This is a genomic window from Mycetocola sp. TRD_SC_2, from assembly GCF_055361225.1.
Map to the genome: position 1 here is coordinate 1,799,864 of NZ_CM143954.1, position 25,126 is coordinate 1,824,989.

A 25,126-nucleotide genomic window follows, 5' to 3' on the forward strand; every position below is an offset into this window, starting at 1 on the left:
AGGACAGACGTTTCAGACTAGTGGAAATCCCTGAGAAGGCGCTTAAAGCGGTACCCGCCTCACCTCGATGCGGCGTCTGATCCGCCGGACAGTACGATGTTCTGACGTGGTCCGAGAGAGGGAGCGCAGTGAAGATTTCAAACCCGTTCCGAGTGGGCCTCGTCGGCACGCTCGGTGTGGGCCTCGGCTTGATGATCCTGCTCTCGGTCGTGACGCTGCAGACGATCCTCAGCTACATCGGAGCGGCGATCTTCATCTCACTCGGGCTCGACCCGCTCGTCTCCTTCCTGGAGAAGAAACGCGTTCCCCGGTGGGCGGCGCTCATCGTCGTGATCCTCGGGCTGCTCGCCCTCTTCGCCGGCCTGATCTGGATGGTCGTTCCGATCATCATCGACCAGATCTCCCAGCTCGTTCGCCTCATCCCCGGCCTGCAGGCGCAGTTCCAGGACTATCCCCTCGTTGACGTGCTTTCCGACCAGTTCCCGGGGCTCGACATCCGCACCATCATCGACGACGCGGGCAACTTCCTCACCGACAACATCACGAACATCGGCTCGGGTGCGATCCAGCTGGCGTTCGCGATCGGTTCCGCGTTCTTCGGCGCCCTGATCATTCTCATCCTGACCATCTACTTCACGGCGTCCCTCGGCTCGATCAAGCGCGGTCTCTACCAGCTGGTCCCCGCGACCAAGCGGGAACGATTCGCGGACCTCGCCGAGCAGATCACCGACTCCGTCGGCAGGTACGTCATCGGCCAGGTCGGGACCGCCGCGTGCAACGGCATCCTGTCGTTCATTTTCCTCTCGATCATCGACGCTCCGTTCCCCCCGGTCCTCGCCTGTATCGCATTCTTCTTCTCGATGATTCCCCTCGTCGGAACGCTGACCGGGTCCATCATCATCACCCTGGTCTGCCTGATCCCCGGTCTCGGCTCGCCCGTCACCGCCCTGATCGCGGGGATCTACTACCTCATCTACATGCAGATCGAAGCGTACGTGATCAGCCCGAACGTCATGCGACGGGCCGTCGCGGTTCCCGGCGCGCTCGTCGTGATCGCAGCCCTCGCCGGTGGATCCCTCATGGGTCTCCTCGGCGCACTGATCGCCATTCCAACGGCGGCGTCGATCCTGCTCATCATTAAGCAGGTCGTCATCCCCCGCGCGAACGAGCTGTGAGGCCTACTCAGCCCACTCCGTCGGCAACGGCAGCGCCGACGGGTTGACCGCTCGCACGATCTCGTCGAGCACGCGCCGGGTCTGGTTCTCCCCCACCCATAGGTGCTTGCCGCCCTCAACGGGAATGAGCGTCATACCCGGTACGCTCGAGAACCGCTCGCGGGCCTCCTCAGGGCGAAGGAAGTCGTCGAACTCAGGAATGAGAGCCACCAGCGGCCGGTCGTCGTCGCCCCATGAGGCGACATGATGCGGTTCGGCACGGTGCAGCGGAGGTGAGAGCAGGATCGCTCCCGCGATGGGGTGCGACCGCCCGAACTTGAGAACGACCTCGGTGCCGAACGACCAGCCGACGAGCCACGGTGTCGGCAGCCCGCGTTCGGCGACGAATGCCATGGCCGCGTCGAGATCGTGCTCCTCAGTGACTCCCTCGCCGAACGCGCCGTCGCTCGTTCCGCGCGGCGACGTCGTGCCACGGGTGTTGAACCGGAGCACAGCGAGGTTTGCGAGCGCCGGGAGCCGACCGGCAGCCTTTCGCAGGATGTGGGAGTCCATGAATCCACCTGCGGTGGGCAGCGGATGCAGCGTGACGAGGGTTGCTGTCGGCTCTGAGTCGAGCGGCGTCGCAAGCTCCCCGACAAGGGTCAGCCCGTCTGCGGTCTCCAGTTCGATCTCTTCGCGCCGAGCGGGCAACTCGACGCCGCCTCGGATTTCCAGGGTCATGGCATCCTTTCCTAACCGATTCGCCAGCAGTGGGTGTGCCAGTGCCTGCGTGACGCGAGGTCCGCTGCGTCACCGAGGACCCCGTCCGCCCGCCACACCACGAGATGGGCGGTACCGCGAGCGACCGTGAGGGAACAGGCCGGGCACAGGTAGTCCTTGACAGCCCTCACCGAGTTGACGGGCTGCACGTACCATTCCGAACCACGCCGTGTTTCTGTGCGTTTTGCGCCGCTCATCAGGTGCGACAGGTCGTCGCCCTCATCATCCCGATCTCGGCGGGCGCCGCGGGGACGATTGCTTCTGGGCATGGTTTCATCCTAGGCAGATCTGTGCACGCGCACCGGAGACCAGCCGGGTGAAGGGCAGTCAGGCTGGGTCAGTACCAGTTCTTTGCCTGGGAGTGACCCCACGCACCGCACGGAGTTCCGTACCGGCCGCTGATGTAACCGAGCCCCCAGCTGATCTGGGTTGCGGGGTTCGTGGCCCAGTCGCTGCCTGCGCTGCCCATTTTGCTGCCGGGAAGCGCCTGAGGGATGCCGTACGCACCGCTCGACGGGTTGGCCGCGTTCACACGCCAGCCTGACTCTTTGTTCCACAATGCGACGAGGCAGGAGAACTGGTCTTCGCCCCAACCGCGAGCGAGAACCATCGAGTGAGCAATCGCCTGCGCAGAACCCGGATCTGCCGTGACCTTCGGGAGCGATCCGCTGCTCTTCTTCGAGCTGCCACCGCTCTTCTTCGATTCTTCTTCGGCTTCTTCGACAACAGGAGGCGGGGGTGGGGGTGGCGGCGCGATGACCGAGTAGCCGTCCCGGGTGAAGGTGTTGTCGTAAGACGCAGCGACGGCGAGCGTCTGGGTGTCCTGGCCGTCATAACGCTCGGCGACCTGGAAGTACGGGGATGCTGTTGCGCCCGAGTACGGGTCGACGACGTTCACCGCAACGACGGCGACAGCCGCAGTGAAAGCAAAAAGGAACAGCGTAAACGGGCTGCGGGATCGGGGTCGCTCGAATGCCCTTCCGGCCTTGGTAACTGGCACAGAGGACTCGACTTGCGTTACGTATTTAGCCACGATTCGTCCAATTTAGCCCAGTTCGGGGCTATTAGCCAGTTTGTCGGGTGTTGATCAGCGAACGGCCAGCATGACTTCGGTCACGGCGTCGAGGAGGACATCGACCTGGGACTCGACATAGCCACCGCGCTGGGCTCGGAAAACAGCTGTCCGCACGGCGTCAGCGCTCAGCGGTGTGCCCTTTTCGAAGTAGGCCACCAGTTTGTCGGCGAGGGCGTCGACATCTTCGGTGCGATATCCCTGAGCGAGGAAACTGGTGCGGGAGAAGCGCTGACCCTCGGGGCGTGCGAGGCGGTTGAGAATGACCTGGGCGGTCTCGCGCGCTGACGCCAGCCACTCGCGCTTGCCTTTGTTCGCGAGGACCTGATCCCGCTCCCGCAGGGCGAATGCATCCTCAAGGCGCTCGAGCGCGGCATCCACCGCAGGTGTGGCATATCCCCCGCGCACCAGCTTGAACGACGCCCGGCGGATGTCGGCGGAAGTCATCGTCGGCGTTTCGTCTTCGTCGACGTCGTATGCCGCTCGAGCGTCCTGAAGGAACGCGTCGACTTCTTCACGGGCATAGCCGCGGGAGCGCTTGGGCGCGGTGGGGAACGTGCTGGTCACACGGATGTCCTTTCCGCCTCGATCGAGACAGGTCGACGGGCTGTCATCCGGCGATCGGGGCGCCGCTGAAGAGGAGGAACATGGCGAAAGCGATCGGCGCCGACGGGAGGATCGAGTCGAGGCGGTCGAGGAATCCTCCGTGGCCTGGCAGCCATGAACTCATGTCTTTGATCCCGAGGTCGCGCTTGATCAGCGACTCGGTCAGGTCGCCCATTGTCGCAGTGCCGAGCAGCGCGATGCCGAGAATGAGACCTACCCACCACGGGCTGTCGAGCATGAAAATGGCGAGAAGGATGCCGGCCGTGACGGCGGCGACGGCGGCTCCCGCCAGACCCTCCCACGTCTTCTTCGGGCTGATGAGCGGTGCCATCGGGTGTTTGCCGAAATTGAGACCGCTCGCGTATGCGCCGATGTCGACCGCGACGACGATGATGAGAAAGGCGAGCGTCCACCACTGGCCCTCCGGCTGCCGCACAAGTACAACAGCGAAGCTCGCGAGGAACGACACGTAGATCTGAACGAACACGGCCGACGCAAGGTCGCGGAGGACCTCGGCGACCCGCCGTGGCGTCTGTTGCGCCATTTGCGCGACGAGACGCCAGACGAGAATGAAGACGATCACTCCGACCAGCACTGCCCATCGTGCCGCCGGGTCGAAGAAATAGCCGGACACCACGATGCCGAGCGCGCCGATGACGGCCGGCCAGACATCGATGGCGCGTCCCGCTCGCCGGAACGCATGCGTCAGTTCGAAGACGGTGAAAGCGACCACCGCAGCGGCGAAGAAGACGAAAATCTCTTTGACGAAGACGAGGCTGAAGATCATCGCGAGCCCCAGGCCGAGGCCGATGAGTGTCGCGAGGAGCAGGTTGCGCCCTGCCCGTGCCTCTATGCGAGCGTTCGCCTCGTCGAGGGTGGCACGCGTCGCCCGAACCTGCCGTTCGATATCGGCGCGACGGGACGCGAATTGAGCGGAAAATTCGTCGCGGGAACTGCGCCGGGGCTTTCGCCCCTTTGCGCCAGCGTCCTCGTCAGTGTCAGGCACTGATGCACCCGTTTTTTCCGATCACAACCGTTGGTCCTAGATCTCGAGAAGCTCTGACTCTTTGCGCTTCAGGGCCTCATCGATCTGGTCGATGTGCGTTTTGGTGAGCAATTCGAGTTCTTTTTCCCCGCGCGCGACGTCGTCGTCTCCGACCTCGCTTTTGAGTGCGTCAAGCTCGTCCTTCGCCTTACGGCGAACGTTACGCACCGCGACCTTGGCGTCTTCGCCCTTGTTGCGAACGATCTTGACGTACTCCTTGCGCCGATCAGCGGTCAGCTCGGGCAGAGTGACGCGCACGATGGTGCCGTCGTTCGTCGGGTTCGCGCCGAGGTTGGGGATGTCGCGGATAGCCTGCTCGATGTCTTTCAGCGCACCTTTGTCGTACGGCGCGACGATCAGGGTGCGTGCTTCCTGGTTCTGAAGGGATGCCAGCTGCTCAAGTGGCGTGGGCGTGCCGTAGTAGTTGACCAGCGTCTTCTGGAACATCTGCGGATTGGCTCGGCCAGTGCGCACCGTTGCGAAGTCTTCCTTGGCCACATCGACGGCCTTTCCCATACGGGTTCCTGCGTCAGTCAATACATCCGCGATCACGGCGACTCCTTCTTGTTGCGTGTAGTACCGCACCCATTCTAGACGGGCCGATACAGGAAACTTGTGTCAGGTCAGTTGCTGACGAGTGTGCCGATGCTCGCTCCGAGGATCGCTTTGGTGACGTTGCCTGCCGGTGCCATGCCGAACACCTGCATGGGCATGGCGTTGTCCATGCACAGACTGAATGCTGTGGAGTCGACGACTTTGAGGCCGGTCTGGAGCGCTTCCTGGTAGGTGATCGAGTCGATCCGCGTGGCGTTCGCGTCGAGCTTCGGGTCTGCCGTGTACACCCCGTCGACGCCGTTCTTGGCGACGAGCACGATGTCGGCGTCGATCTCGAGTGCCCGCTGGGCGGCAACCGTGTCGGTGGAGAAGTAGGGCAGCCCAGCCCCGGCACCGAAGATGACGACACGACCCTTTTCGAGGTGACGCTCGGCGCGACGAGGGATGTACGGTTCGGCGACCTGGGTCATGGAGATGGCTGACTGCACTCGTGTTTCTGCGCCGGCCTGCTCGAGGAAGTCCTGGAGGGCGAGTGCGTTCATCACGGTGCCGAGCATTCCCATGTAGTCGGCACGTCCACGGTCCATTCCCCGCTGCGAGAGTTCAGCGCCGCGGAAGAAGTTGCCTCCACCGACGACGATGGCGACTTCGACCGTCTTCGCAGCCTCGGCGATCTCGCGCGCGATTTCACTGACGACATCGGGGTTCACACCAAGCGAACCGGCCCCAAAGGACTCTCCCGACAATTTGAGGAGAACCCTGCGTTTCTTCGTGGGTGTTGACATCCGTCGTCGTCCTTTCGTGGATCCCTGACAAAACTACTGTGTGCGCTCAACGAGCGCTCATGAAAAAGGAGTCCGGATCACAATGTGATCCGGACTCCCAGGGCAAACCTACGCGCCGACCTTGAAGCGGGCGAAGCCCGTCACGGTCAGGTTGGCGTCTGCCAGAACCTTCTTGACCTGCATCTTGCTGTCGCGAGCGTAGTCCTGCTCGAGCAGGGCGACCTGCTTGAAGAACCCGGTCAGCCGACCTTCGACGATCTTGGGCAGTGCAGCCTCAGGCTTGCCCTCGTTCTTCGAAATCTCGGTGACGATCTCACGTTCCTTGTCGACGACCTCGGAGGGCACGTCTTCGCGGGTGAGGTACTGCGGGTCGAACATGGCGATGTGCTGGGCGACAGCCCGAGCGGTCTCGGCGTCGTCTCCGGTGTAGCTGACGACGACTCCGATCTGCGGGGGCAGGTCCTTCGACGTCTTGTGCAGGTACACGGCGAAGTTCTCACCGGTGACGAGCGAAACGCGGCGAAGCTCGACCTTTTCGCCGAGGATCGCTGCTTCGTCGTCGATCAGCTGGGCGACGGTCTTGTCTCCAGCGGACGCGGCGAGAGCTTCCTCGACCGACGCGGCGCCCGAAGCTGCAACAGCCTCGAGAACCTTCTCGGCGAGAGCGACGAACTTGTCGTTCTTCGCGACGAAGTCGGTCTCGCACGCGAGCTCGATCAGCGTCGTCGATGAACCGTTGTCCTTGGCGGCAACGAGACCCTCGCTCGTGGAGCGGTCGGCACGCTTCGCGTTGCCTTTCGCACCCTTGAGACGCAGGATCTCAGTGGCCTTCTCCAGGTCGCCTTCGGCTTCTACGAGGGCGTTCTTGGTGTCGACCATTCCGGTGCCAAGCTGCTCACGAAGAGCCTTGACGTCAGCAAGATTGAAATTTGCCATGGTTATTGCACTCCTCGTTCGGGTTAGTTGTTGTCGGCGGCCGGCTGCTTCTCAGCGTCGGTCGCTTCAGCTTCGAGGCGCTCTTCGGTCTTCTCGTCGCTTTCAACGGCGACGGTCTCGACGGGTGCGTCTTCGCCCTTGGCTGCGTTCTTCTCTGCAACCTCAGCGTCGGCGTCGTTCTGCTCGACCGGTGCCTCGGTAGCTTCGGTGGCTTCGGTCTTGTCGGCCTCGGCACCGAGAAGCTCAGCTTCCCATGCGGCGAGAGGCTCGACGGGAGCTGCACCCTCTTCGGGCTTCTGGTGGCGCTGGATCAGGCCCTCAGCAGCTGCGTCCGCGATGATGCGGGTGAGCAGGCCGACCGACCGGATGGCGTCGTCGTTACCCGGGATCGGGTAGGTGACTTCGTCGGGGTCACAGTTCGTGTCGAGGATACCGATGACGGGGATGCCGAGCTTGCGTGCCTCGTCGATGGCGAGGTGCTCCTTCTTGGTGTCAACAACCCACAGAGCCGACGGCGTCTTGGTGAGGTTGCGGATTCCGCCGAGCGACTTGTGAAGCTTGTCGAGCTCGCGCTTCTTGATGAGGAGTTCCTTCTTGGTGAAACCGGACTTCGAGGCGTCGTCGAAGTCGAGCTCCTCAAGCTCCTTCATACGGGCAAGACGCTTCGACACCGTCTGGAAGTTGGTGAGAAGTCCACCGAGCCAGCGCTGGTTGACGTAGGGCTGGCCGACGCGGGTCGCCTGCTCGGCGATCGCTTCCTGTGCCTGCTTCTTCGTTCCGACGAAGAGGACGGTGCCACCGTGGGCAACGGTCTCCTTGACGAAGTCGTACGCCTTGTCAATGAAGCCAAGCGACTGCTGGAGGTCGATGATGTAGATGCCGGAACGCTCCGTGAAGATGAACCGCTTCATCTTCGGGTTCCAACGGCGGGTCTGGTGCCCGAAGTGCACGCCGCTGTCGAGCAGCTGGCGAATGGTTACGACGGCCATGAGCCGTTCTCCTGTTCTGACGCGCCCGTTCCGGGCAAGCGTCGATCGGTTTTTCCAGGGAGCCGAATGGCCCCTGGTCCTGGTGCCCGGCGCACTTCCGCCCTGCTCCGAAGAGAAAGGACCGAGTGGATGTGTTGGCCGAATGGGCACGCGTAGTCACCCCGACACGCGGGATGCTTCCTTCAGCATACAGGAACGAGGGGCGCTCCTCGCTCCTCCCCAGAGGCATCCGTTCGTGTCGCCCTCCACGGATCGACCGGGGATCAGACGCGTCGGTAAGCGGTGGGAAGGATGGTCTTCCATGAGGATGCCGTCTGGCGCGGTGCGCGTCGCCGTCACGTTGGTCGCGGTGGCTGCTCTCGTGCTGTGCGCTCCCGCCCCTGCCGCTGGCGAGAACCTCGCTGCCGCACCCCGCGGGGAACCGTCGCTGTGGGAATGGCCGACGGCGCCTCCCCATCAGGTCTTACGCCCATTCGAGGCGCCGCTGACACGGTACTCGGCCGGCCACCGGGGTATCGACGTCGCCGCGGTCGGCGGGTCACCGGTCCTCGCTGCCGCCGACGGCGTCGTCTCCTTCTCGGGACCGGTGGTCGACCGCCCGGTGCTGTCGGTGAAGCACGACGACGGGCTCGTGTCGAGCATCGAGCCGGTCACTGCGACGGTCTCAGCGGGTGATTTCGTTCGAGCGGGAGACCATGTCGGCATCGTAGCGTCCGGTGGGCATTGCGACGGGAGGTGCGTCCATTTCGGGGTCCGTCTCCACGGCGAGTACGTGAATCCCCTCGCCTTGCTGGCGGCGGTGCAGCGGGCTGTTCTGCTTCCTCTCGGGCGGTGACGGCCGTTACGCCCGGGGGTGTGCGGTGCGGTAGCTCTCCTTCAGCCTCTCCATCGACACATGGGTATAGATCTGGGTGGTCCCGAGCGAGGCGTGCCCGAGCAGTTCCTGAACGGCCCGGAGGTCCGCTCCCCCATCGAGAAGGTGAGTCGCAGCGGTGTGCCGCAGAGCGTGGGGGCCGGCCGAGGATCCGCCGGGAACCGCGGCAAGGAGTTTGCTCACGACGTTGTAGACGCTGCGGGGATTCAGCCGGGCACCGCGGGCACCGAGGAAGACGGCTGGCGGTGGCGAGGCCGTGCGGGCAAGGAGGGCGGGGCGGGCACCCCGGAGGTAGTCGGCAAGCGCGGAGTGCGCCGGCACCCCGAACGGCACGACTCTCTCCTTCGATCCCTTGCCGAGCACGCGCACGGTGAGCCGGTCGAGGTCGACGTCATCGACATCGAGCCCGCACAATTCCGATACCCGCAGGCCGCTGGCGTAGAGGAGTTCGATGAGCGCCGAGTCCCGCATTGCGATCGGACCACCACTTCCCGCCTTTTCCGCGAGCGCGTCGAGGAGCCCGTCCATCTGCGGGCGCTGCACCACGTGGGGCAGAGACCGCGCGGTCTTCGGCGAACGCAGCCGGGCGGCGGTGTCGACCGGAATATGACCGTTTCGAGCGAGCCACGCAGACCAGCCGCGCGCCGAAGCAGAGCGCCTCGCGATCGTGGCATGCCCGAGGCCGGCCTGCGATGACTGCCACAGCCAGTCCCGCAACAATTCGAGGTCAACAGCGCTGACGTCCTCGACGTCTCGTTCCCCGGCGAAGGCGGTGAACGCAGCGAGATCGGATTCGTACGCACGGCTGGTCGCCTCGGAGTACTGACGCTCGACCGACACATGGTCGATGTAGCGTGCGACGGCCAGGGGAATCTTCACACTCCTAGAATCCAGCATTCCCTCGGCGTTGTCCGGCAGACTCACCCGTAATGGGCGCTGCTGGTTCCGCGGGAACCGTCAAGCGCGCCAGGCAGCGACGAGCGACACGGCGTCGTCCTGGCCGGCCCATGATCCATCGAGCGTCTGAGCATCCGTGAACGCGGCGAGCGCTGACCCCGAGATCACCCGGGCGATCGCGAGCCGGATCTCGCCCGTTTCGACGAGCGTCACACCGCCGTCATTGCGCACGACGACGTCCGCAGCCGAGGGCGCAGCCACGGCGGATGCTTCGGCGCCGCTTCCGGAGATGAGCACGGTCGGTTCGCGGCGCACGACGGAATCCGACCCGTCAGCGGAGACGAGGAGCTCTGCCTGCACACCGCCGGTGAAAGCGGCGGTCGCGGTGGCGGCGATGTAGGCGGGATCGCCGGCGCCGTCGTACACCCACCGGTCGCCAAGAACCGAGTGCTCCATGGTCGTGATGAGATACTTCTCCGCTCCCTCGAGTGGCGCTCCCCGGTAGGTGAGGGGAATCTGTATCACCGCGCCGTCGCCCACCGACAGAAGCAGGGTCTCAATACCGACCTCGCCCGCAGGGTCGTCGAAGCGGTAAGCACCCACATTGCTGAGAGCATCGCCTCCGCCGCTGGGGAACCACGGCTGCGTCGGTGCCCATGCTTCAACCAGCTCATGCTTGGAGGGACGGATGTCAGCGTTATAGATGAGGGCCATGGGAATGACTCTACGGCTCTCGCTTGTGGAGGGTTTGGAGAGCTCATCGCGCCTGCGGCAGGTAAACCCACCCGCCGGGCCGTTCAGCGACGAGCACGTCGAGTTCGAGGATTCCCAACACCGATTGGACCGTGTCGACGGGGAGCCCGGTTCGCACGGCGATGTCTTCCGGTGTGCGCACCGAGCGGACGCTGAGGGCATCGAGCACCCGAATCTCGTCCGAGCTTCGGCCGCTTTCTGCCGGCGCACCTCCGGCAGTGTTTTCGCCGACAAGCTCGACCATTTCGTCGACCGTCGTGACGCAGACAGCACCGTACTCGCGAATCAGCCGATGGCATCCGGCCGACGCGGCACTCGTCACCGGACCGGGAACAGCCCCGAGCGGGCGCCCGAGCGCCGCAGCGTGCCCGGCGGTATTCAGCGATCCGGATCTCCAGCCGGCCTCAAGCACGATGGTCGCTTCGCTCACCGCTGCAATCAACCGATTTCGTTGCAGAAAGCGCCATTTCGACGGGGCTCCTCCACACGGTATCTCGGAGACAACCGCCCCGGTCTCGATGATCCTGCTGATCAGAACGGAATGCCCGCTGGGATACGGCCGATCGACTCCCCCGGCTAGAAAAGCGACGGTCGTGCCCTGGGTGGCGAGCGCGGCCCGGTGCGCCATGCCGTCGATTCCGTAGGCGGCGCCCGACACGACGGTGAACCCGCGACTGGCGAGTCCGCTCGCGGCCTCTGTTGCGACGTGTTCGCCGTACCCGGTCGCTGCACGAGCGCCAACCAGCGCGAGAGATCGCGTGGTGGACTCGAGCGCAGCCGGGTTTCCCCGTACCCACAGGGCGATGGGGGCGTGCAGCCCGAGATCATCGATCCGATCGGGCCACGCAGGATGCCCGGGCGTGAGAAGCGTCGCATGACACGCGGCGGCGAGTGACAGTTGCTGCAGTGTCGATCGAGAGTCGAGCCGCGGCCGCCACCGGGCCGTGGCGTTCTCCACCTGGGTGGCGATCGCCTGCAGGTCGCTCCCTGCGGTGCCGTTGGCGACAGCATCCACAATCCGGGCAGTTGACCAGTGCTCGATGAGCATGGTCAGGGCGTCGGATGCCCCCACGTGCGACACGAGGAATCCCGCCATGCTGTCGCCGGGCTCAGCGATCCCGCTCCACGCGGCCCGGGCGAAGATTTCGGCGACGTTATCATCGGTCACCTCGCCGCCGAGTCTGACGAGTGCCGTTCGGACGTCTCCCCGGCCGAGTCCGAAAAGTGTCATGTCAGATCCCCTTCCTGAGGAACAGTGCTCGCCCGATCCGGGGCGCATCCGGGGTTTTCGCCCCGTCGAGGTCGGTGAGCGTCCAGGCGACACGCAGCACGCGGTCGTACCCGCGCATGGTGATGCTGCCCCGCTCCAAAGCGCGGTCGAGTGGAGCGGTCACGTCCCGAGGAAGCTTCCGATCCCCGGAACGCAACCACGGCCCCGGCACTTGCCCGTTCGTCGTCCACGGAGTATGCGCGAGTCGCACGGCTGTTCTCGCGCGCGCCTCGGCCACGACCATCCGCGCCGTCTCACTGGTGAGGCGCTCACCGGTCCCGGACACTGCCAGCTCAGCGGCGGTGATGCGCCGCACCCGGAGCTGAATGTCGATCCGGTCCATCAGCGGTCCGGACACCCGGCCGAGGTAGCGCCGAATCGCGTTCGGCGGGCACACGCACGTGTTCTCCTTGGCGCCGTACTGACCGCACGGGCAGGGGTTGGCTGCGAGGACCAGCTGGAAGCGCCCCGGAAAGTGCGCAACAGCGTTCGCCCGATGAATGCTGATCTTTCCTGATTCGAGGGGCTGCCTGAGTGCGTCGAGGACGTTGGCCTGGAACTCAGGTGCCTCATCGAGGAACAGAACGCCGTGCGCGGCTCGTGCCGCCGCTCCCGGCCGGATCGTCCGCGAGCCGCCGCCCAGGATGGCCGCGGCCGTTGCGGTGTGATGCGGATTCTCGAACGGTGGCCTTACGGCGAGGGTGCGACCAACGCCCGTTCCGCCGAGCGACCGGATCGAGGCGACGTCGAGCGCCTCGCCGACCGTCAGGTCGGGAAGGATCCCCGGCAACCTCGCGGCGAGCATTGTTTTGCCTGCACCCGGAGGACCCAGCATCATCAGGTGGTGTCCCCCTGCCGCAGCGACGAGGAGTGCCTGCACCGCGTCGTTCTGGCCGACGACATCGGCGAGGTCCAGCTCGGGTTCCGTGATCTCGCCCGGCTCCGGCTGCACGATCGGCTCGACCGTATACCGTTCGAGATCGGCACCGTGCCATATCGCGGCTTCACGAAGCGACGCGACCCCGACGACCCGGATGCCGGGCACGAGCCTCGCTTCGTCCTCATTGCCCGCTGGCACCATCACGGTCGTGCGGCCAGCTCGCATCGCGGCGAGAACAGCGGGCAGGATGCCGGGGGTCGGCCGTAAACGCCCGTCGAGTCCCAGCTCGCCCAGGTGAACGACCCTGTCAATCGAGTCGTTGGAGACCACGGCGTCAGCCGCAAGGCAGGAGAGCGCGATGGCGAGGTCGAATCCTGACCCGTTCTTGGGGAGACTGGCCGGCGAGAGGTTGACGGTAATCCTCTGACCGGAGAGGCGGCATCCGGAGTTCGTGGCGGCCTGTCGCACCCGCCCTTCTGCCTCACCCAGCGATTTGTCGGCGAGACCGATGATCACGAACCGCGGCAGTTGGGCCGAGATGTCGGCTTCAACCTCGATGAGTGACCCTTCGAGTCCGAGCAGCGCGACTGACCAGGTTCGACCGACCGCCATCAGTACACCCCGAGCAGGTGCTCGACGACCGGCTGACCCGAGCTCGGCACGATCACGGCGATCGCATCGAGACGGATCCGCGCCGCCGACGGTGCATGATCCGCGCACCACGCCGCAGCCAGTCCCCGCAGCCGCGCCAGTTTCGCCGCGGTGATCGCCTCGAACGGATGCCCGAACGCGAGACCGGAGCGGGTCTTCACCTCGACGAAAACCAGCGTGTCTGCTGTTCGCGCGACGATATCGATCTCGCCCTGCCTGCACCGCCAGTTCCTTTCGAGAAGCCGGTAACCGGCATCCTCGAGAAAACGAGCGGCGAGGTCCTCTCCTCGCCGGCCGAGTTCGTCCTTTGCAGCCATGATCGCCTCCACCTGTCGATCGTGGGCCACACCGACGGGTGGGGAGAGGGGCAGTTTCGAACTGTGGAGAGTGCGTCGAGCGGCCTCGTCCTGTGGATTTCGTCGACCGCTCAGCACCACCCGCGCAACGAGAGCTGAGTGACCCTCATTTATGGTCTGGACCGTTTCTCGTCAAAGAGAGAGAATGCCCTCATGACGCACACCACGGGTGCGATCCGAACACCCGATTCACGGTTGCGAGTCTTCGTCAGCTCCACCCTGAAGGAACTCGCCCTCGAGCGTAAGTTCGCACGCCTCGCCATCGAACGCCTCCATCTCGCGCCGGTCATGTTCGAACTCGGCGCACGCCCGCACCCGCCACGCGAGCTCTATCGCGCGTATCTCGAGCAAAGCGACGTTTTCGTCGGAATCTACGCCGAGCGGTACGGCTGGGTCGCACCGGGCGAGACGGTCTCCGGGCTCGAAGACGAATACAACCTCGCCCCAGACTTTCCCAAACTCATCTACATCCGTGAGCCGGCGTCTGAACGCGAGGAGCGCCTCAGTGACCTCCTGAACCGGATCCGCGACGACGACCGCGCCGCCTACAAAGCGTTCTCGACGCCGCAAGAACTTCGCAAGCTCATCGAAGCAGATCTCGCCACCCTCCTTGCTGAGCGGTTCGACCAAAGCCGGCCTGTTCCCGCCGGCACGCCAACCGAGCCCGTCGTTATGCCGCCCCACAAGTTGGCGCGCCTTCCCGTGGCGCTGACCCAGCTGATCGGCCGCGACGCCGAACTGGAGACGGCGAGCCGTCTGCTCCACGACGATGCCATCCGTCTCGTCACCCTCCTCGGTTCAGGCGGAATCGGCAAGACCCGACTCGCCGTGGAACTCGCGAATCGTCTGGCCGCGGAGCCGGACTGCGCTGTCGCGTTTGCTGACCTGTCAGCCGTGCAGGATCCTTCTCTCGTGCCCAACGCCATCGCCGCGGCGATCGGGGTCCTCGACACCGGCGACGAGCCCGTTCTCGACAAACTCAGAACGGCACTTCAACAAAGACGCATGCTGATCGTCATCGACAACTTCGAACAGGTTCTGGATGCAGCGCCCGTGCTTGTCTCGCTCCTGTCAGCGGCGCCTGGCGTCACCTTCCTCGTCACGAGCAGGTCGCTTCTGCGGGTCTCCGGTGAGCACGCGGTCGACGTCGGCCCGCTGGCGCTTCCGAACACCCGCCGCGCGGTCAGCCCCTCGGAGGCGAGACGGACGGCTGCCGTCCAGCTGTTCGTCGAGCGGGCGCGCGCGGTCAAACCCGACTTCGATGCCACCCCGGAAAACATCGACGCTATCTCCGCAATCTGTGTCGCCCTCGAGGGCGTCCCCCTCGCCCTCGAGCTCGCCGCGGCAAGAATCCGGATGCTTCCCCCTGCGGCGATCCTCGCCCGGCTCGATCGTCGACTCTCCCTCCTCTCCGGCGGCGCGCGGGATCTCCCGCAGCGCCAGCGGGCGCTGCGGAGCACGATCGAATGGAGCACCCAGCTCCTCGGAGACGACGAGAAACGGTTACTCGCGCGACTCGGCGTGTTCGCCGGCGGGTTTTCCCTCGACGCCGTTGAATCCGTTGCCGGAACCGACACCAGCGACGAGTTCGACATTCTGACCGCGCTCGGCGTTCTCGTCGACAACAGCCTCGTCCGGGAGCTCGACCGATCGAACCGTCCCTACTTCTCAATGCTTGCGACGGTGCGCGAATACGCGCTCGAGCAACTCGAGGCATCGGGGGAACTGCCCCCGGCCCGGGAGGCCCACGCCAGGCACTTCGTCTCCATCGCCGAGGCGGTCGAGGACGACCTCGAGGCCACCCGACAACGCGAGGTGATCACGATGCTCAACGACGACCGCGACAACCTGCGGGCAGCGGCACGCTATCTGCTCGATTCGGGTGAACAGGTCGCCGTGGCACGGTTCTCGTGGTGTCTCCTGATCTACTGGTGGGTCGGCGGCCTGCTCGGCGAGGTGCGGGCATGGATGGATGAAGTCCTCGACGCACCTGCGCCGCTCCCCGACCGCACGCGCGCCATTGCCCTGTACTTCACGCGGTCGATCACCCTGTGGCATGAGGCGAGTGATCGGGTCGTGCCCGGACTGACCGAGAGTGTCGAGCTCTTCCGACGTTCGAGCGATCGCATCGGCGAAGGCTTCGCGCTGATCTTTCTCGCGCTCGCGATCCTGGCCGACCGGGATCCAGACACCCACCACGCCGAGGAATCGCTCGAGCGCAGCGTCGAATTGCTGCGTTCAGCCCAATACCGCTGGGGCGAGGCCATGGCGCTGGTCACACTCGGCCGCGTCGCCCTCCTGAAAAACGACGTGCCCCGCGCGATCAACCACTTCGAACAGAGCCTCGCCCTGACCGAGGAGTCGAACGACGAGCTCGGTTCGACGGTGGCGCTGCAGCACCTGGGCTGGGCGAATTTCGTGGCCGGGAAGACGGCAGAGTCCCGGGCGCTGTTCGAGCAGAGCCTCGCGACGGCCGCTCACATCGGTCACGCCGAAGGCGTCGTCTATGGTCTGGAGGGGCTCACGGCCATCGCGGCGATCACAAGGCATGTGGATCGCGCCGCCCGGTTGTTCCGCACAGCAGACGAGCTGAGAAAGCAATCGGGCCTGTACGGCGCGAACCGGTTCTCATTCCACGAACGCTACCTGGCACCGCTCCTCAACGGCGACGATGCAGAAGCACTCGGCCGGGCCCGCGCTGACGGCGAGGCGCTGTCGATGGACGACGCCGTCGGGTACGCGCTCCAGCAGGACTGAACCGGACTACTCGTCGAGGGCGAGTTCCTTGGGCAGTTCGAAGTCGCGCGTCGACAGCTCTTCGATGTTGACGTCCTTGAAGGTCAGCACGCGCACGGACTTCACGAAACGGTCGGAACGGTAGACATCCCAGACCCACACATCGTTCATGGTGATCTCGAAGTAGAAATCGTGCTCGGTGTCACGGCGGACGAGGTCGACACTGTTCGCGAGATAGAACCGTCGTTCGGTCTCGATCACGAACTTGAACTGCGACACAACGTCGCGATACTCCCGATACAGGGCAAGCTCGACCTCGCGGTCGTAGTCCTCGAACTCGTCTTCTTCCATGGTGCCCCCATCCTACGCGTAGGCGACGAGCCAGCTTTTCCGGTGCATCGAGGTGACACCGAGCGACTTGATCGCTTCGCGATGGTTCTCACTCCCGTAACCTTTGTTGCCACTCCAGCCGTAGCCGGGCGACACGCTGTCGGAGGCGATCATCATGTTGTCGCGGTGGACCTTCGCAATGACGGATGCCGCGGCAACCGACACACAATCCCGGTCGGCCTTGATCCGCGTCCGCACGTCGAGGGGACTGGCGAGCACGGGGTTGAGCCAGTCGGAGTTCCCATCGAGAAGGATGATGCTCGCGGCGATGTCTGCGCCCTGGTCGTGAAGCAGCCGAAGCGCCCGCTTGCCGGCAAGACCGAGACAGTGCGTAATGCCGAGTTCGTCGACCTCCTGCGCGTCTGCCATGCCGACGGCGGAGAACAGAACCCAGTTACGCACGAGGGGGTCGAGTTCCACCCGGCGTTTTTCGCTGAGTAGTTTGGAGTCGCGAAGCCCGGCTGGATGCGGCCCGCAGTCGGCGGCGACAACGGCCATCCCGACGGCGACGGGGCCGGCGATCGCGCCGCGGCCGACCTCGTCGCATCCGATCACGAAGCGGGTGCCGGTGCCGAAAAATTCCTGTTCGACGAGGTCGGACGGGTCCGCGACGGCCATCATTCGGACGCCTTCGGCCCGGGAATGCCCGCGAACACCTCGGGATGATTGTCGAGCCAGCCCCAGTTGGCGGTGGGCCAGCTGATCACGAACGCGCGGCCGACGACGTTGTCGACGGGGACGAATCCGTTGCCTGGCTGCTCCCGGTTGTACCGGGAGTCCCGCGAGTTGTAGCGGTTGTCGCCCATCACCCAGACCGAGTTGTCTGGGACGACGACGTCGAAGGCCAGCTCCGAGGTATGCGTCGTTCCAGCGGGGAGGGTGACGTACGGTTCGCTGAGCGGAACGTCGTTGACGGTCATCTGCCCGAGAGTGTTGCAGCAGACCACGTGATCCCCCGGCATCCCGATCAGGCGTTTGATGAGGTGGTTGTCGCTGTCGGATGCCGACAGACCGACCAGCGAGAGTACCCAGTCGACAGCGGCGGTGAGCGGAGGAACGTCGGGTTCGGGACTCGGCGGCAGCCACCCGCCCGGGTCACGGAACACAACGACATCGCCTCGCTCGAGGCCGACGAGGTCGGGCACGAGCTGGTTGACGAGAATACGGTCATCGATCTGGAGGGTCTCTTCCATCGACGCGGAGGGAATGTAGAACGAGCGAACGAGGAAGGTCTTCACGAGGAACGACACCAGCAGGGCGACGACGAAGATGATGACGATGTCGCGAAGGAAAAGCAGTGCTCCCCGTCGCCGGGAGTGCCGTCGTGGTGCGGCGGACACGTCGTCCGCCGGCATTGTTGTTTCTGTCATTTAACCGCCCGAGCTCCCCACCAGTTTATGGGTGGGGAGCTCGGTGTTCGTTCACGTGGAACGGAAGTCGCGGGACTTAGTTGTCGCGCTTCTCCTTGATCTTTGCCTTCTTGCCGCGCAGTTCGCGGAGGAAGTACAGCTTGGCGCGGCGAACGTCTCCGCGGGTGATGACCTCGATCTGCTCGATCACCGGGGAGTGCACCGGGAACTTGCGCTCGACGCCGACACCGAAGCTGACCTTGCGGACGGCGAAGGTCTCACGGACACCCTCGCCCTGTCGGCCGATGACGATGCCCTGGAAAATCTGGACTCGAGAACGGGTGCCCTCAACGATGTTGACGTGCACCTTGACGGTGTCGCCTGCGCGGAATGCGGGGATGTCGGACTTGAGGGATGCTGCATCGACGCTGTCGAGGATGTGCATGTTACTTCGCTCTCTGTAACCGCCACAGGTCGACTACGAATTCAGGGATGATGGGGGTGTGTCCGCCGCCCCGGAAATCCGGGACAAAAGCGCTGGCTCCCCTGTGGCAGAGTCTGGCCGCGGCACAATCGTCTATTGTGCCACGAAGTGTATGCTCCGCGCAAAAGCGAGGCTCAGTCCTCGGGGCGGTCCCTGGTTTCCCGAATGACGATGATCTCCTCCGCGTTCCCGCGGGGCCGGTTGGGGCGAATAGTCGGCCGGGCCGCCATCTGCTCGAACTCCGCGATCGTCTCTCGCGCGCGCTTTCTGGCATCCGTGAAGAACTCCCACAGGACGAGCCAGAACGTGGCGATGCCGGCAAGAACACCGAGTACAGCGAACGCGTTGGACGCGGGGCCGAACAAACCGAAACCGATCACGGACGCTTGCCAGAGGGTGAGCGCTCCGACGTCGTACCAGGAGACAGCCTTCTCGCGCCGGACCGTCGGCCGCGCCCAGATCAGGCCGGCGACCGTGAGCATTGCAACGAAGAGGACCGGCATTGCGATGATCAGGACGAGGAACTCCCACCCACCACCACCGAAGATACCCCAGCCGATCAGTGGCCAGATGGGAAGCGCGACCGCAGCGATGAACATCCAGCTGCGAAAAAACCGGCGAAGAATCATGGGTCAAGCCTAGGGCCGGGCACTGGGAGAATCCCCTTCATCCCCGGCTCGATCCAGGAGGTCGGGGCGCACCCGGCGGGTGCGTTCGAGTTGCTGTTCGCGCCGCCAGGCCGCGATCGCACCATGGTTTCCGCTGAGCAGGATGGGCGGCACCTCGAGGCCCCGCCAGGTCGACGGCTTGGTGTAGCTCGGAGCTTCGAGCAGACCATCCTCGTGTGATTCCTCGACGAGGGAGTGCGGGTTGCCGACGACGCCGGGGATGAGGCGGCCGATCGCCTCGATCATCGCCATCACGGCGACCTCTCCCCCGTTGAGCACATAGTCGCCGAGGCTCACCAGCCGCACGCGCGCGCGAGTTGCCGTGTGGTCGAACACACGCTGGTCGATGCCTTCGTACCGACCGCAACCGAAGACCAGGTGCTCCTCATCGACGAGTTCCCGTGCCATCGCCTGGGTGAAGACCTCGCCGGCCGGTGACGGGAAAATGACGAGAGGATCGGCATCCGTCTCGTCTTTTTCCTCGAGGATGCTGTCAAGCGTCTGACCCCACGGCTCCGGCTTCATCACCATGCCAGCGCCTCCGCCATAGGGCGTGTCATCAACCGTCCGGTGACGGTCAGTCGTCGCATCACGAAGGTTATGAACCTCGAGATCGAGGAGTCCGGTCTGGCGGGCCTTGCCGAGGAGCGAGATATCGAGAACGTCGAAGAACTCCGGAAAAATCGTGACGATATCAATGCGCATGCTGAAAGCCTATGCGGGTGCGCGAAGCGCTTAGACCGATTTGACCACGGTCAGCAGAATGACCGAGTCCTCCTCGGCTTCAAGGCTGTGGGAGCGGTCCGGAGTAGTGATCAGATCACCGATCCAGCAACCCCAGCTGTCTTCTCCCGCGATAAGTCTGACCCGGCCGGCGATCACCTGAAGTGTCGCCTCGCCGGGGTTCGCGTGCTCCGCCAGCTCCTCACCGGCTTTGAGGGCGATGAGCGTCTGCCGGAGCGAGTGCTCGTGTCCGCCGTAGATGGTTGTGGCGCTGCGACCGCTTGAGGCGGAGCGCGCGGCCTCGAGTTCGGTTCTGGCGAGGGCTGTGAGTGACGTCTTCTGCACGGTCGGTCCTTCCGGGTTCCGTCCACTCTAGGCGGCGGAACCGGACCGACGCCGAGGTCAGCGACTTCCGGTGCGTTGCTTCGTATCACCCACAGCAACGGGATCCGGTCCGGCGAGGATGTCGAGGTATCGGTCTCGCACGATGGAGACGAGCTCGAGCGGCACCTCGCCGAACTCGGTGAGAAGGGGCGCGGTAGCAATATCAGCCGACGTCTGGTTCGCGAGGTCCGCGAAGTATCCGGGAGCAAGAAGATAGGTGGAGACCACGACGCGCGCAGCGGGGTGAGCGGCCCTCGCAGCGGAGACGGCGGTTTCGATCGGCGGCGAGGCTGCCGAGATGAAACCGACGGACACGTCGCGGTTCAGCACGACCGACAGCCGCTCCGCGGTCTCCCGGCAGTCGGCGACAGCGCGGGCATCCGTTGATCCGGCGGCGCAGAGCACAACGGCATCAGACTCGGAGAGACCCGCTTCGTGCAGGCGGTGTGCAAGCAGGGCGACGAGGCGGTCATCCGGCCCAAGCGCTGGAGCAATCACCGAGACCCGCTCCGATCCCGCCGCCGCCTCGACGAGGTCGACGTGAACGTGGAACCCGGCGGACAACAGCAAAGGCACCACGACGGCAGGCTGGTCCGGGTGGAGCCGATCGAGTGTGGCAGGCACATCCGGCTGCTGGACGTCGACGAAGCCACCCTCGACCGTCGTGGACTCGAGGCTCTCGGCCGCCGCAGCGACGAGCCTCGCCACCGCCGACTGTCCCAAGGGAGAACTGGTACCGTGCGAGATCGCGACGAGCGCGGCGCGCGTGGCCGTCCGAGCCGACGCGACCATCGTCACGACAGAACCTCGACCTCGATCATGCCGCCAACGATGCGTGTGCGGAACGTCTCGAGAAGTAGGGTCGGGTCGGTGAAGCACTCTCCGCTCCCAAGGTCGTAGACCTCTTTGTGCAGAGGCGAAGCGATCGTCGGCCGGTCGCCCCTCGAGCCCACGATCCCGCGCGCCATGACGTGGGCCGATGTGGACGGGTCACGGTGGCTGACGGCGTAGACCTCTCGAGGCGACAGCAGGAAGAGCGCGATCTGCCGTGCCTTGATCAACGCAGCTTCGCCCCAGGACGGTTCGAGTTCGGTTACAGGGCACGCAGGGACCCACTCGGTTTTCGTGGTGCGAACGTCGCGGTCTTCCAGAAGAAGTGTCATGTCGGCTCCTCATTCCCCGGCCCGGCTGGGCCTTTCTGTCGGGTTCGACGCTAGGCGTCCCATGTTTCGGTGACGGTTGTCGTTGTGTTTCGCCCGTGTGAAACCGACCTCACAGCGTTTCTCCAACCGTGTGCGCGGATGGTGACCGGGGGTTACACGGGAGACACCGCGAAGAAATTGCGACTGCATACGCTTCAGGCATCGCCACGACACCGGCGCTGCGAGAGTAAGGACGGCACATGACATCGACAACGCACGAGCCAGATCCTCAGGTGAGGGAGGTCGTCGTTCTCGGCGGCGGCCCCGCCGCCCACCGACTGGCTGACGCTTTGAATGCGCGGGACTCCGACCGCACGCTGCGGGTGCGCGTGATCTCCGAGGAGCAGCACCTGCCATATGACCGCGTTGCTTTGAGCACGCGGCTCGATGGCCCGGTCGACCTCACACTCGCTCCTACCGGCGTGTGGGACAGCGACCACGTCGTGCTCCACCGCAACACGAGAGCGGATGCTGTCGACACCGTCGCCAGAACCGTCACGACCGCGAATGGCGAGATCCTCCACTACGACGCGCTCGTCTTCGCAACCGGTTCGTCCGCTCCGGTCCCCGACATTCCGGGCTCACACCTGGCTCGCGTGTACCGGACGATCGATGACGTCGATCACCTGATTGCAGACGTCGGGAGGATCACCGCCGAGCACGGCAGGCCCGCCCGCGTTCTCGTCGCAGGCGGCGGACTGCTCGGGCTGGAGGCGGCGGGGGGCCTCGCCCGACTCGGCGCCGAGACCGCGATCGTGCATTCGGGCTCGTGGCTCATGTCCGCCCAGCTGGATGAAGGTGCCGGGCAGGCGCTCGGCCGGATCATCGCAGGTCAGGGCATTGCGCTCCATCTCGGCACCCGGCCGCGGGCCCTTGTGACCAGCGAAGACGGAGCATCCATCACGGGTGTGAAGTTCAGCAACGGCCAGTCGGTGCCCGCTGACATCGTCGTCATCGCCATCGGCATCCGGCCGCGCGACGAACTGGCTGCCTCCGCCGGCATCACCCTCGGCCCGCGCGGAGGAATCGCCATCGGCACCGATTGTGCGACGAGCGCCGCGTCGGTCTGGGCGATCGGTGAGGTCGCGTCGTTCGGCGGCGTGTGCACCGGTCTCGTCGCCCCCGCCAACGCCATGGCCGAGGTCGTCGCTGATCGCCTGCTCGGTGGAGCCGCCGAGTTCACCTCCGTCGACGACGCCACCAAACTCAAGTTGTCCGGAGTCGATGTCGCAAGCTTCGGGGATGCCCTCGCCACGACCGAGAACGCGCTCGAGATCGTCTACGCCGACCCGGCGCGCGGCCTGTACCAAAAGATCGTCACGACGAACGATGCGAAGACCCTGCTCGGCGGCATCTTCGTCGGAGACGCCTCGCCGTACGCGTCATTGCGCCCCCTGCTCGGATCCGTGCTCGCCAGCGAGCCCGCTGCGTACCTCAGCGCTGCCGGGGTTGATGCCCCTGCGGGAGACGATCTGCCGGACACCGCGCTCGCCTGCTCGTGCAACAACGTGAGCGTCGGGCAGGTTCGCGACGCCGTCCACGGCGTGAACGGCGAGGCGTGCACCACTCTCCCGGACCTCAAGACCTGCTCCCGCGCAGGGACCCAGTGTGGATCGTGCGTTCCCCTCGTCAAGAAGATTCTTGAAACCGAACTGACGAAGTCCGGCGTCGCCATCTCGCGGGCTCTCTGCGAGCACTTCGCGCTCTCGCGGCAGGAGCTGTTCGAATCCGTGCGGGTCCTCGAGCTTCGCTCGTTCGACGAAATCGTCTCCCGCTTCGGAACGGGACGCGGCTGCGACGTCTGCAAACCGGTCATAGCGTCAATCCTCGCCAGCCAGACCGATGGGTACATCCTCGACTCGGGTCGCGGCACGCTCCAGGACACCAACGACCGGGCCATGGCCAACATGCAGAAGGACGGAAGCTATTCGGTCGTCCCCCGCATTCCGGGGGGCGAGATCACGCCGCAGAAGCTGGCCGTGATCGCACAGGTCGCGACCGACTTCGGGCTCTACACGAAGATCACCGGTGGCCAGCGCATCGACATGTTCGGTGCGAGGCTCGACCAGCTCCCTGAGATCTGGAAGATCCTCGTCGACGCCGGTTTCGAGTCCGGACAGGCCTACGGAAAAGCGCTACGCAACGTCAAGAGTTGCGTCGGCTCGACGTGGTGCCGGTTCGGCGTGCAGGACTCCGTGAGCATGGCGATCCGCCTCGAGCTCCGTTTTCGGGGGCTCCGGGCGCCGCACAAGTTCAAGTTCGGTGTCTCCGGCTGTGCTCGGGAGTGTGCCGAAGCACGAGGCAAGGACATCGGTGTCATCGCAACCGATGGAGGCTGGAACCTGTACGTCGGTGGAAACGGCGGCTTCCAGCCCAGCCACGGTCAGCTCCTGGCATCCGACCTCGATGACGAGACGCTGATCCGTTACATCGACCGGTACATGATGTATTACATCCGCACCGCCGATCGGCTGCAGCGCACGGCGCGGTGGATGGAAGACCTCGACGGCGGGATCGACCACGTCCACGCCGTCGTCGTCGAGGACTCGCTCGGCCTTGCCGAGGAGCTGGAACAGGCGATGGCCGCTCACGTGGACAACTACGAGGACGAGTGGGCAGCAACCCTCGCCGACCCGGAACGGCTCAAGAAGTTCCGCTCATTCGTCAATGCACCGGATAGCGCGGACCCCGGCTTGGCGCGCGTCGAGGAGCGTGGACAGTTACGTCCCGCAACACAAGAAGAACGGAGGAGCGGAAAGGCTATTCTTCTGTCGGGGACAACCATCCCGGTTCGGAGCGAGACATGACGACATCCACCGCGGGTTCCGTCACGCTGGTCGGCGGAGGGCCAGGCGACGAGAAGTTGCTGACCGTCGCCGCTGTCGAGGCGCTTCGAAGCGCTGACGTCGTGCTGTACGACCGTCTCGCCCCGCACGACACCCTCTCAGAACTGGCTCCCCACGCTCAGCTCATCAACGTGGGCAAGACGCCCGGGCATCACCCGATCGGGCAGACCGAGATCGAAGAGCTCCTCGTGGAGCACGCGCGGGCCGGCTCCCGGGTCGTGCGGCTCAAGGGCGGCGACCCGTATGTCTTCGGTCGCGGAGCCGAAGAAGTCGCGGCTTGCCGTGCCGCCGGCATCCCGGTCGATGTGATCCCCGGGGTGACGAGCGCGATCTCGGTTCCCGCGGCGGCAGGCATCCCGGTCACCGCCCGCGGGGTCACCCACATGTTCACGGTTGTCTCCGGCCACGCCCCGCTCACCGACGATGAGCACCGCCACCTTGCCGGTCTCGGCGGAACGATCGTCGTCCTCATGGGCGTCGCGACGCTACCCACCCTGACGCAGGGATTGCTCAAGCACGGCCTCTCGCCCGAGCTGCCCGTCGCGATCATCGAACGCGGATTCACTCCGACCCAGCGCACAACGACCGCGACTCTCGCTTCGGCGCTCCACGTAGCATCCGGGGCAGCCGTGCGCTCCCCCGCCGTCCTCGTCATCGGTGAGGTCGTCGGCCTCGCCGACTCGGGCGATGCGGCCGCCTCCCGCCTGCTCGACACCGCGGCTGCCCTGTCGGATTGAGTGA

The 25,126-nt window shown here is 65.1% G+C and carries 28 protein-coding genes; 5 read left to right on the forward strand and 23 right to left on the reverse strand.

Features of this window, described 5'->3' with window-relative positions:
• Window positions 1-128 precede the first annotated feature (128 nt).
• On the forward strand, window positions 129-1,175 hold the full coding sequence (locus ACWA1Q_RS08620; RefSeq protein ID WP_463756659.1) for an AI-2E family transporter: 1,047 nt from the start codon (window positions 129-131) through the stop codon (window positions 1,173-1,175).
• A gap of 3 nt (window positions 1,176-1,178) precedes the next feature.
• On the opposite strand, the gene ACWA1Q_RS08625 is transcribed toward ACWA1Q_RS08620, so the two are convergent.
• From ACWA1Q_RS08625 to rpsB, 9 genes are all read right to left on the reverse strand, one after another.
• On the reverse strand, window positions 1,179-1,895 hold the full coding sequence (locus ACWA1Q_RS08625) for an alpha/beta hydrolase (protein ID WP_463756660.1): 717 nt from the start codon (window positions 1,893-1,895) through the stop codon (window positions 1,179-1,181).
• An 11-nt stretch (window positions 1,896-1,906) separates the two neighbouring features.
• Complete coding sequence (locus ACWA1Q_RS08630) at window positions 1,907-2,203, reverse strand: hypothetical protein (protein ID WP_463756662.1); 297 nt, start codon at window positions 2,201-2,203, stop codon at window positions 1,907-1,909.
• A 68-nt stretch (window positions 2,204-2,271) separates the two neighbouring features.
• A complete protein-coding gene (locus ACWA1Q_RS08635; RefSeq protein WP_463756664.1) occupies window positions 2,272-2,967 on the reverse strand; it encodes an aggregation-promoting factor C-terminal-like domain-containing protein in 696 nt (231 codons plus the stop codon).
• Window positions 2,968-3,021: 54 nt separating this feature from the next.
• Complete coding sequence (locus ACWA1Q_RS08640; protein ID WP_463756666.1) at window positions 3,022-3,573, reverse strand: DivIVA domain-containing protein; 552 nt, start codon at window positions 3,571-3,573, stop codon at window positions 3,022-3,024.
• Window positions 3,574-3,616: 43 nt separating this feature from the next.
• Entirely contained in the window at window positions 3,617-4,618 is a 1,002-nt protein-coding gene (locus tag ACWA1Q_RS08645) for a phosphatidate cytidylyltransferase (RefSeq protein WP_463756668.1), read from the reverse strand.
• A 36-nt stretch (window positions 4,619-4,654) separates the two neighbouring features.
• Window positions 4,655-5,209, reverse strand: coding sequence for a ribosome recycling factor (gene frr, locus ACWA1Q_RS08650; RefSeq protein WP_463756670.1), 555 nt, complete (start codon window positions 5,207-5,209; stop codon window positions 4,655-4,657).
• Window positions 5,210-5,280: 71 nt separating this feature from the next.
• Complete coding sequence (gene pyrH / locus ACWA1Q_RS08655; protein WP_463756672.1) at window positions 5,281-5,997, reverse strand: UMP kinase; 717 nt, start codon at window positions 5,995-5,997, stop codon at window positions 5,281-5,283.
• Window positions 5,998-6,105: 108 nt separating this feature from the next.
• The gene (tsf, locus tag ACWA1Q_RS08660; RefSeq protein ID WP_463756674.1) at window positions 6,106-6,933 is read right to left on the reverse strand and encodes a translation elongation factor Ts; all 828 of its coding nucleotides are present in this window, start codon (window positions 6,931-6,933) and stop codon (window positions 6,106-6,108) included.
• Window positions 6,934-6,956: 23 nt separating this feature from the next.
• On the reverse strand, window positions 6,957-7,922 hold the full coding sequence (gene rpsB / locus ACWA1Q_RS08665) for a 30S ribosomal protein S2 (RefSeq protein ID WP_463756676.1): 966 nt from the start codon (window positions 7,920-7,922) through the stop codon (window positions 6,957-6,959).
• Window positions 7,923-8,223: 301 nt separating this feature from the next.
• On the opposite strand from rpsB, the gene ACWA1Q_RS08670 reads away from it, so the two are divergent.
• Window positions 8,224-8,757 (forward strand): M23 family metallopeptidase, encoded by a 534-nt coding sequence (locus ACWA1Q_RS08670; RefSeq protein ID WP_463756678.1) that lies wholly within the window; start codon window positions 8,224-8,226, stop codon window positions 8,755-8,757.
• Between the two features lie 6 nt (window positions 8,758-8,763).
• On the opposite strand, the gene ACWA1Q_RS08675 is transcribed toward ACWA1Q_RS08670, so the two are convergent.
• The 5 genes from ACWA1Q_RS08675 to ACWA1Q_RS08695 all read right to left on the reverse strand — a co-directional run bounded on the left by ACWA1Q_RS08675 (window position 8,764) and on the right by ACWA1Q_RS08695 (window position 13,564).
• Window positions 8,764-9,675, reverse strand: coding sequence for a tyrosine recombinase XerC (locus ACWA1Q_RS08675; protein ID WP_463756679.1), 912 nt, complete (start codon window positions 9,673-9,675; stop codon window positions 8,764-8,766).
• 78 nt (window positions 9,676-9,753) lie between these two features.
• A complete protein-coding gene (locus ACWA1Q_RS08680) occupies window positions 9,754-10,407 on the reverse strand; it encodes a CG0192-related protein (RefSeq protein ID WP_463756680.1) in 654 nt (217 codons plus the stop codon).
• A 43-nt stretch (window positions 10,408-10,450) separates the two neighbouring features.
• Entirely contained in the window at window positions 10,451-11,677 is a 1,227-nt protein-coding gene (dprA, locus tag ACWA1Q_RS08685; RefSeq protein ID WP_463756682.1) for a DNA-processing protein DprA, read from the reverse strand.
• Window position 11,678: 1 nt separating this feature from the next.
• Window positions 11,679-13,208, reverse strand: a complete 1,530-nt coding sequence (locus ACWA1Q_RS08690) for a YifB family Mg chelatase-like AAA ATPase (protein WP_463756683.1) — start codon at window positions 13,206-13,208, stop codon at window positions 11,679-11,681.
• Window positions 13,208-13,564 carry a YraN family protein gene (locus ACWA1Q_RS08695; RefSeq protein WP_463756685.1) on the reverse strand — a complete coding sequence of 119 codons (357 nt, stop codon included), beginning with the start codon at window positions 13,562-13,564 and terminating at the stop codon, window positions 13,208-13,210. Before ACWA1Q_RS08695 ends, ACWA1Q_RS08690 begins: the two co-directional genes overlap by 1 nt.
• Before the next feature lie 192 nt (window positions 13,565-13,756).
• On the opposite strand from ACWA1Q_RS08695, the gene ACWA1Q_RS08700 reads away from it, so the two are divergent.
• Complete coding sequence (locus ACWA1Q_RS08700; RefSeq protein WP_463756687.1) at window positions 13,757-16,360, forward strand: DUF4062 domain-containing protein; 2,604 nt, start codon at window positions 13,757-13,759, stop codon at window positions 16,358-16,360.
• A 6-nt stretch (window positions 16,361-16,366) separates the two neighbouring features.
• On the opposite strand, the gene ACWA1Q_RS08705 is transcribed toward ACWA1Q_RS08700, so the two are convergent.
• The 9 genes from ACWA1Q_RS08705 to nirD all read right to left on the reverse strand — a co-directional run bounded on the left by ACWA1Q_RS08705 (window position 16,367) and on the right by nirD (window position 21,500).
• Window positions 16,367-16,690: a DUF2469 domain-containing protein gene (locus tag ACWA1Q_RS08705; RefSeq protein WP_463756688.1), complete on the reverse strand. Its 324-nt coding sequence runs from the start codon at window positions 16,688-16,690 to the stop codon at window positions 16,367-16,369.
• Window positions 16,691-16,702: 12 nt separating this feature from the next.
• Complete coding sequence (locus ACWA1Q_RS08710) at window positions 16,703-17,350, reverse strand: ribonuclease HII (RefSeq protein WP_463756690.1); 648 nt, start codon at window positions 17,348-17,350, stop codon at window positions 16,703-16,705.
• Window positions 17,347-18,099, reverse strand: a complete 753-nt coding sequence (gene lepB, locus ACWA1Q_RS08715; RefSeq protein ID WP_463756692.1) for a signal peptidase I — start codon at window positions 18,097-18,099, stop codon at window positions 17,347-17,349. The genes ACWA1Q_RS08710 and lepB overlap by 4 nt, the downstream gene beginning before the upstream one ends.
• Before the next feature lie 76 nt (window positions 18,100-18,175).
• Window positions 18,176-18,523: a 50S ribosomal protein L19 gene (rplS, locus tag ACWA1Q_RS08720; RefSeq protein ID WP_121672620.1), complete on the reverse strand. Its 348-nt coding sequence runs from the start codon at window positions 18,521-18,523 to the stop codon at window positions 18,176-18,178.
• A gap of 173 nt (window positions 18,524-18,696) precedes the next feature.
• Complete coding sequence (locus ACWA1Q_RS08725) at window positions 18,697-19,191, reverse strand: hypothetical protein (protein WP_463756693.1); 495 nt, start codon at window positions 19,189-19,191, stop codon at window positions 18,697-18,699.
• A 9-nt stretch (window positions 19,192-19,200) separates the two neighbouring features.
• Window positions 19,201-19,935: a tRNA (guanosine(37)-N1)-methyltransferase TrmD gene (trmD, locus tag ACWA1Q_RS08730; RefSeq protein WP_463756694.1), complete on the reverse strand. Its 735-nt coding sequence runs from the start codon at window positions 19,933-19,935 to the stop codon at window positions 19,201-19,203.
• Window positions 19,936-19,965: 30 nt separating this feature from the next.
• Window positions 19,966-20,298 carry a cupin domain-containing protein gene (locus tag ACWA1Q_RS08735; RefSeq protein WP_463756696.1) on the reverse strand — a complete coding sequence of 111 codons (333 nt, stop codon included), beginning with the start codon at window positions 20,296-20,298 and terminating at the stop codon, window positions 19,966-19,968.
• A gap of 57 nt (window positions 20,299-20,355) precedes the next feature.
• Entirely contained in the window at window positions 20,356-21,129 is a 774-nt protein-coding gene (locus tag ACWA1Q_RS08740; RefSeq protein ID WP_463760819.1) for a sirohydrochlorin chelatase, read from the reverse strand.
• 2 nt (window positions 21,130-21,131) lie between these two features.
• Complete coding sequence (gene nirD / locus ACWA1Q_RS08745; RefSeq protein WP_463756697.1) at window positions 21,132-21,500, reverse strand: nitrite reductase small subunit NirD; 369 nt, start codon at window positions 21,498-21,500, stop codon at window positions 21,132-21,134.
• 239 nt (window positions 21,501-21,739) lie between these two features.
• On the opposite strand from nirD, the gene nirB reads away from it, so the two are divergent.
• Both nirB and cobA read left to right on the forward strand, forming a co-directional pair.
• Window positions 21,740-24,346 carry a nitrite reductase large subunit NirB gene (gene nirB, locus ACWA1Q_RS08750; RefSeq protein ID WP_463756698.1) on the forward strand — a complete coding sequence of 869 codons (2,607 nt, stop codon included), beginning with the start codon at window positions 21,740-21,742 and terminating at the stop codon, window positions 24,344-24,346.
• On the forward strand, window positions 24,343-25,122 hold the full coding sequence (gene cobA, locus ACWA1Q_RS08755; RefSeq protein ID WP_463756700.1) for a uroporphyrinogen-III C-methyltransferase: 780 nt from the start codon (window positions 24,343-24,345) through the stop codon (window positions 25,120-25,122). Before nirB ends, cobA begins: the two co-directional genes overlap by 4 nt.
• Window positions 25,123-25,126 lie beyond the last annotated feature (4 nt).

Excerpts from the sequence above, each read along its gene's own strand:
- ACWA1Q_RS08625 (WP_463756660.1), bottom strand. The coding sequence starts at position 1,895 with ATGACCCTGGAAATCCGAGGCGGCGTCGAGTTGCCCGCTCGGCGCGAA.
- ACWA1Q_RS08630 (WP_463756662.1), bottom strand. The coding sequence starts at position 2,203 with ATGCCCAGAAGCAATCGTCCCCGCGGCGCCCGCCGAGATCGGGATGAT.
- pyrH (WP_463756672.1), bottom strand. The coding sequence starts at position 5,997 with ATGTCAACACCCACGAAGAAACGCAGGGTTCTCCTCAAATTGTCGGGA.
- tsf (WP_463756674.1), bottom strand. The coding sequence starts at position 6,933 with ATGGCAAATTTCAATCTTGCTGACGTCAAGGCTCTTCGTGAGCAGCTT.
- rpsB (WP_463756676.1), bottom strand. The coding sequence starts at position 7,922 with ATGGCCGTCGTAACCATTCGCCAGCTGCTCGACAGCGGCGTGCACTTC.
- ACWA1Q_RS08670 (WP_463756678.1), top strand. The coding sequence starts at position 8,224 with ATGAGGATGCCGTCTGGCGCGGTGCGCGTCGCCGTCACGTTGGTCGCG.
- ACWA1Q_RS08680 (WP_463756680.1), bottom strand. The coding sequence starts at position 10,407 with ATGGCCCTCATCTATAACGCTGACATCCGTCCCTCCAAGCATGAGCTG.
- dprA (WP_463756682.1), bottom strand. The coding sequence starts at position 11,677 with ATGACACTTTTCGGACTCGGCCGGGGAGACGTCCGAACGGCACTCGTC.
- ACWA1Q_RS08690 (WP_463756683.1), bottom strand. The coding sequence starts at position 13,208 with ATGGCGGTCGGTCGAACCTGGTCAGTCGCGCTGCTCGGACTCGAAGGG.
- ACWA1Q_RS08695 (WP_463756685.1), bottom strand. The coding sequence starts at position 13,564 with ATGGCTGCAAAGGACGAACTCGGCCGGCGAGGAGAGGACCTCGCCGCT.
- ACWA1Q_RS08700 (WP_463756687.1), top strand. The coding sequence starts at position 13,757 with ATGACGCACACCACGGGTGCGATCCGAACACCCGATTCACGGTTGCGA.
- ACWA1Q_RS08705 (WP_463756688.1), bottom strand. The coding sequence starts at position 16,690 with ATGGAAGAAGACGAGTTCGAGGACTACGACCGCGAGGTCGAGCTTGCC.
- ACWA1Q_RS08710 (WP_463756690.1), bottom strand. The coding sequence starts at position 17,350 with ATGATGGCCGTCGCGGACCCGTCCGACCTCGTCGAACAGGAATTTTTC.
- lepB (WP_463756692.1), bottom strand. The coding sequence starts at position 18,099 with ATGACAGAAACAACAATGCCGGCGGACGACGTGTCCGCCGCACCACGA.
- rplS (WP_121672620.1), bottom strand. The coding sequence starts at position 18,523 with ATGCACATCCTCGACAGCGTCGATGCAGCATCCCTCAAGTCCGACATC.
- ACWA1Q_RS08725 (WP_463756693.1), bottom strand. The coding sequence starts at position 19,191 with ATGATTCTTCGCCGGTTTTTTCGCAGCTGGATGTTCATCGCTGCGGTC.
- trmD (WP_463756694.1), bottom strand. The coding sequence starts at position 19,935 with ATGCGCATTGATATCGTCACGATTTTTCCGGAGTTCTTCGACGTTCTC.
- ACWA1Q_RS08740 (WP_463760819.1), bottom strand. The coding sequence starts at position 21,129 with ATGGTCGCGTCGGCTCGGACGGCCACGCGCGCCGCGCTCGTCGCGATC.
- nirD (WP_463756697.1), bottom strand. The coding sequence starts at position 21,500 with ATGACACTTCTTCTGGAAGACCGCGACGTTCGCACCACGAAAACCGAG.
- nirB (WP_463756698.1), top strand. The coding sequence starts at position 21,740 with ATGACATCGACAACGCACGAGCCAGATCCTCAGGTGAGGGAGGTCGTC.
- cobA (WP_463756700.1), top strand. The coding sequence starts at position 24,343 with ATGACGACATCCACCGCGGGTTCCGTCACGCTGGTCGGCGGAGGGCCA.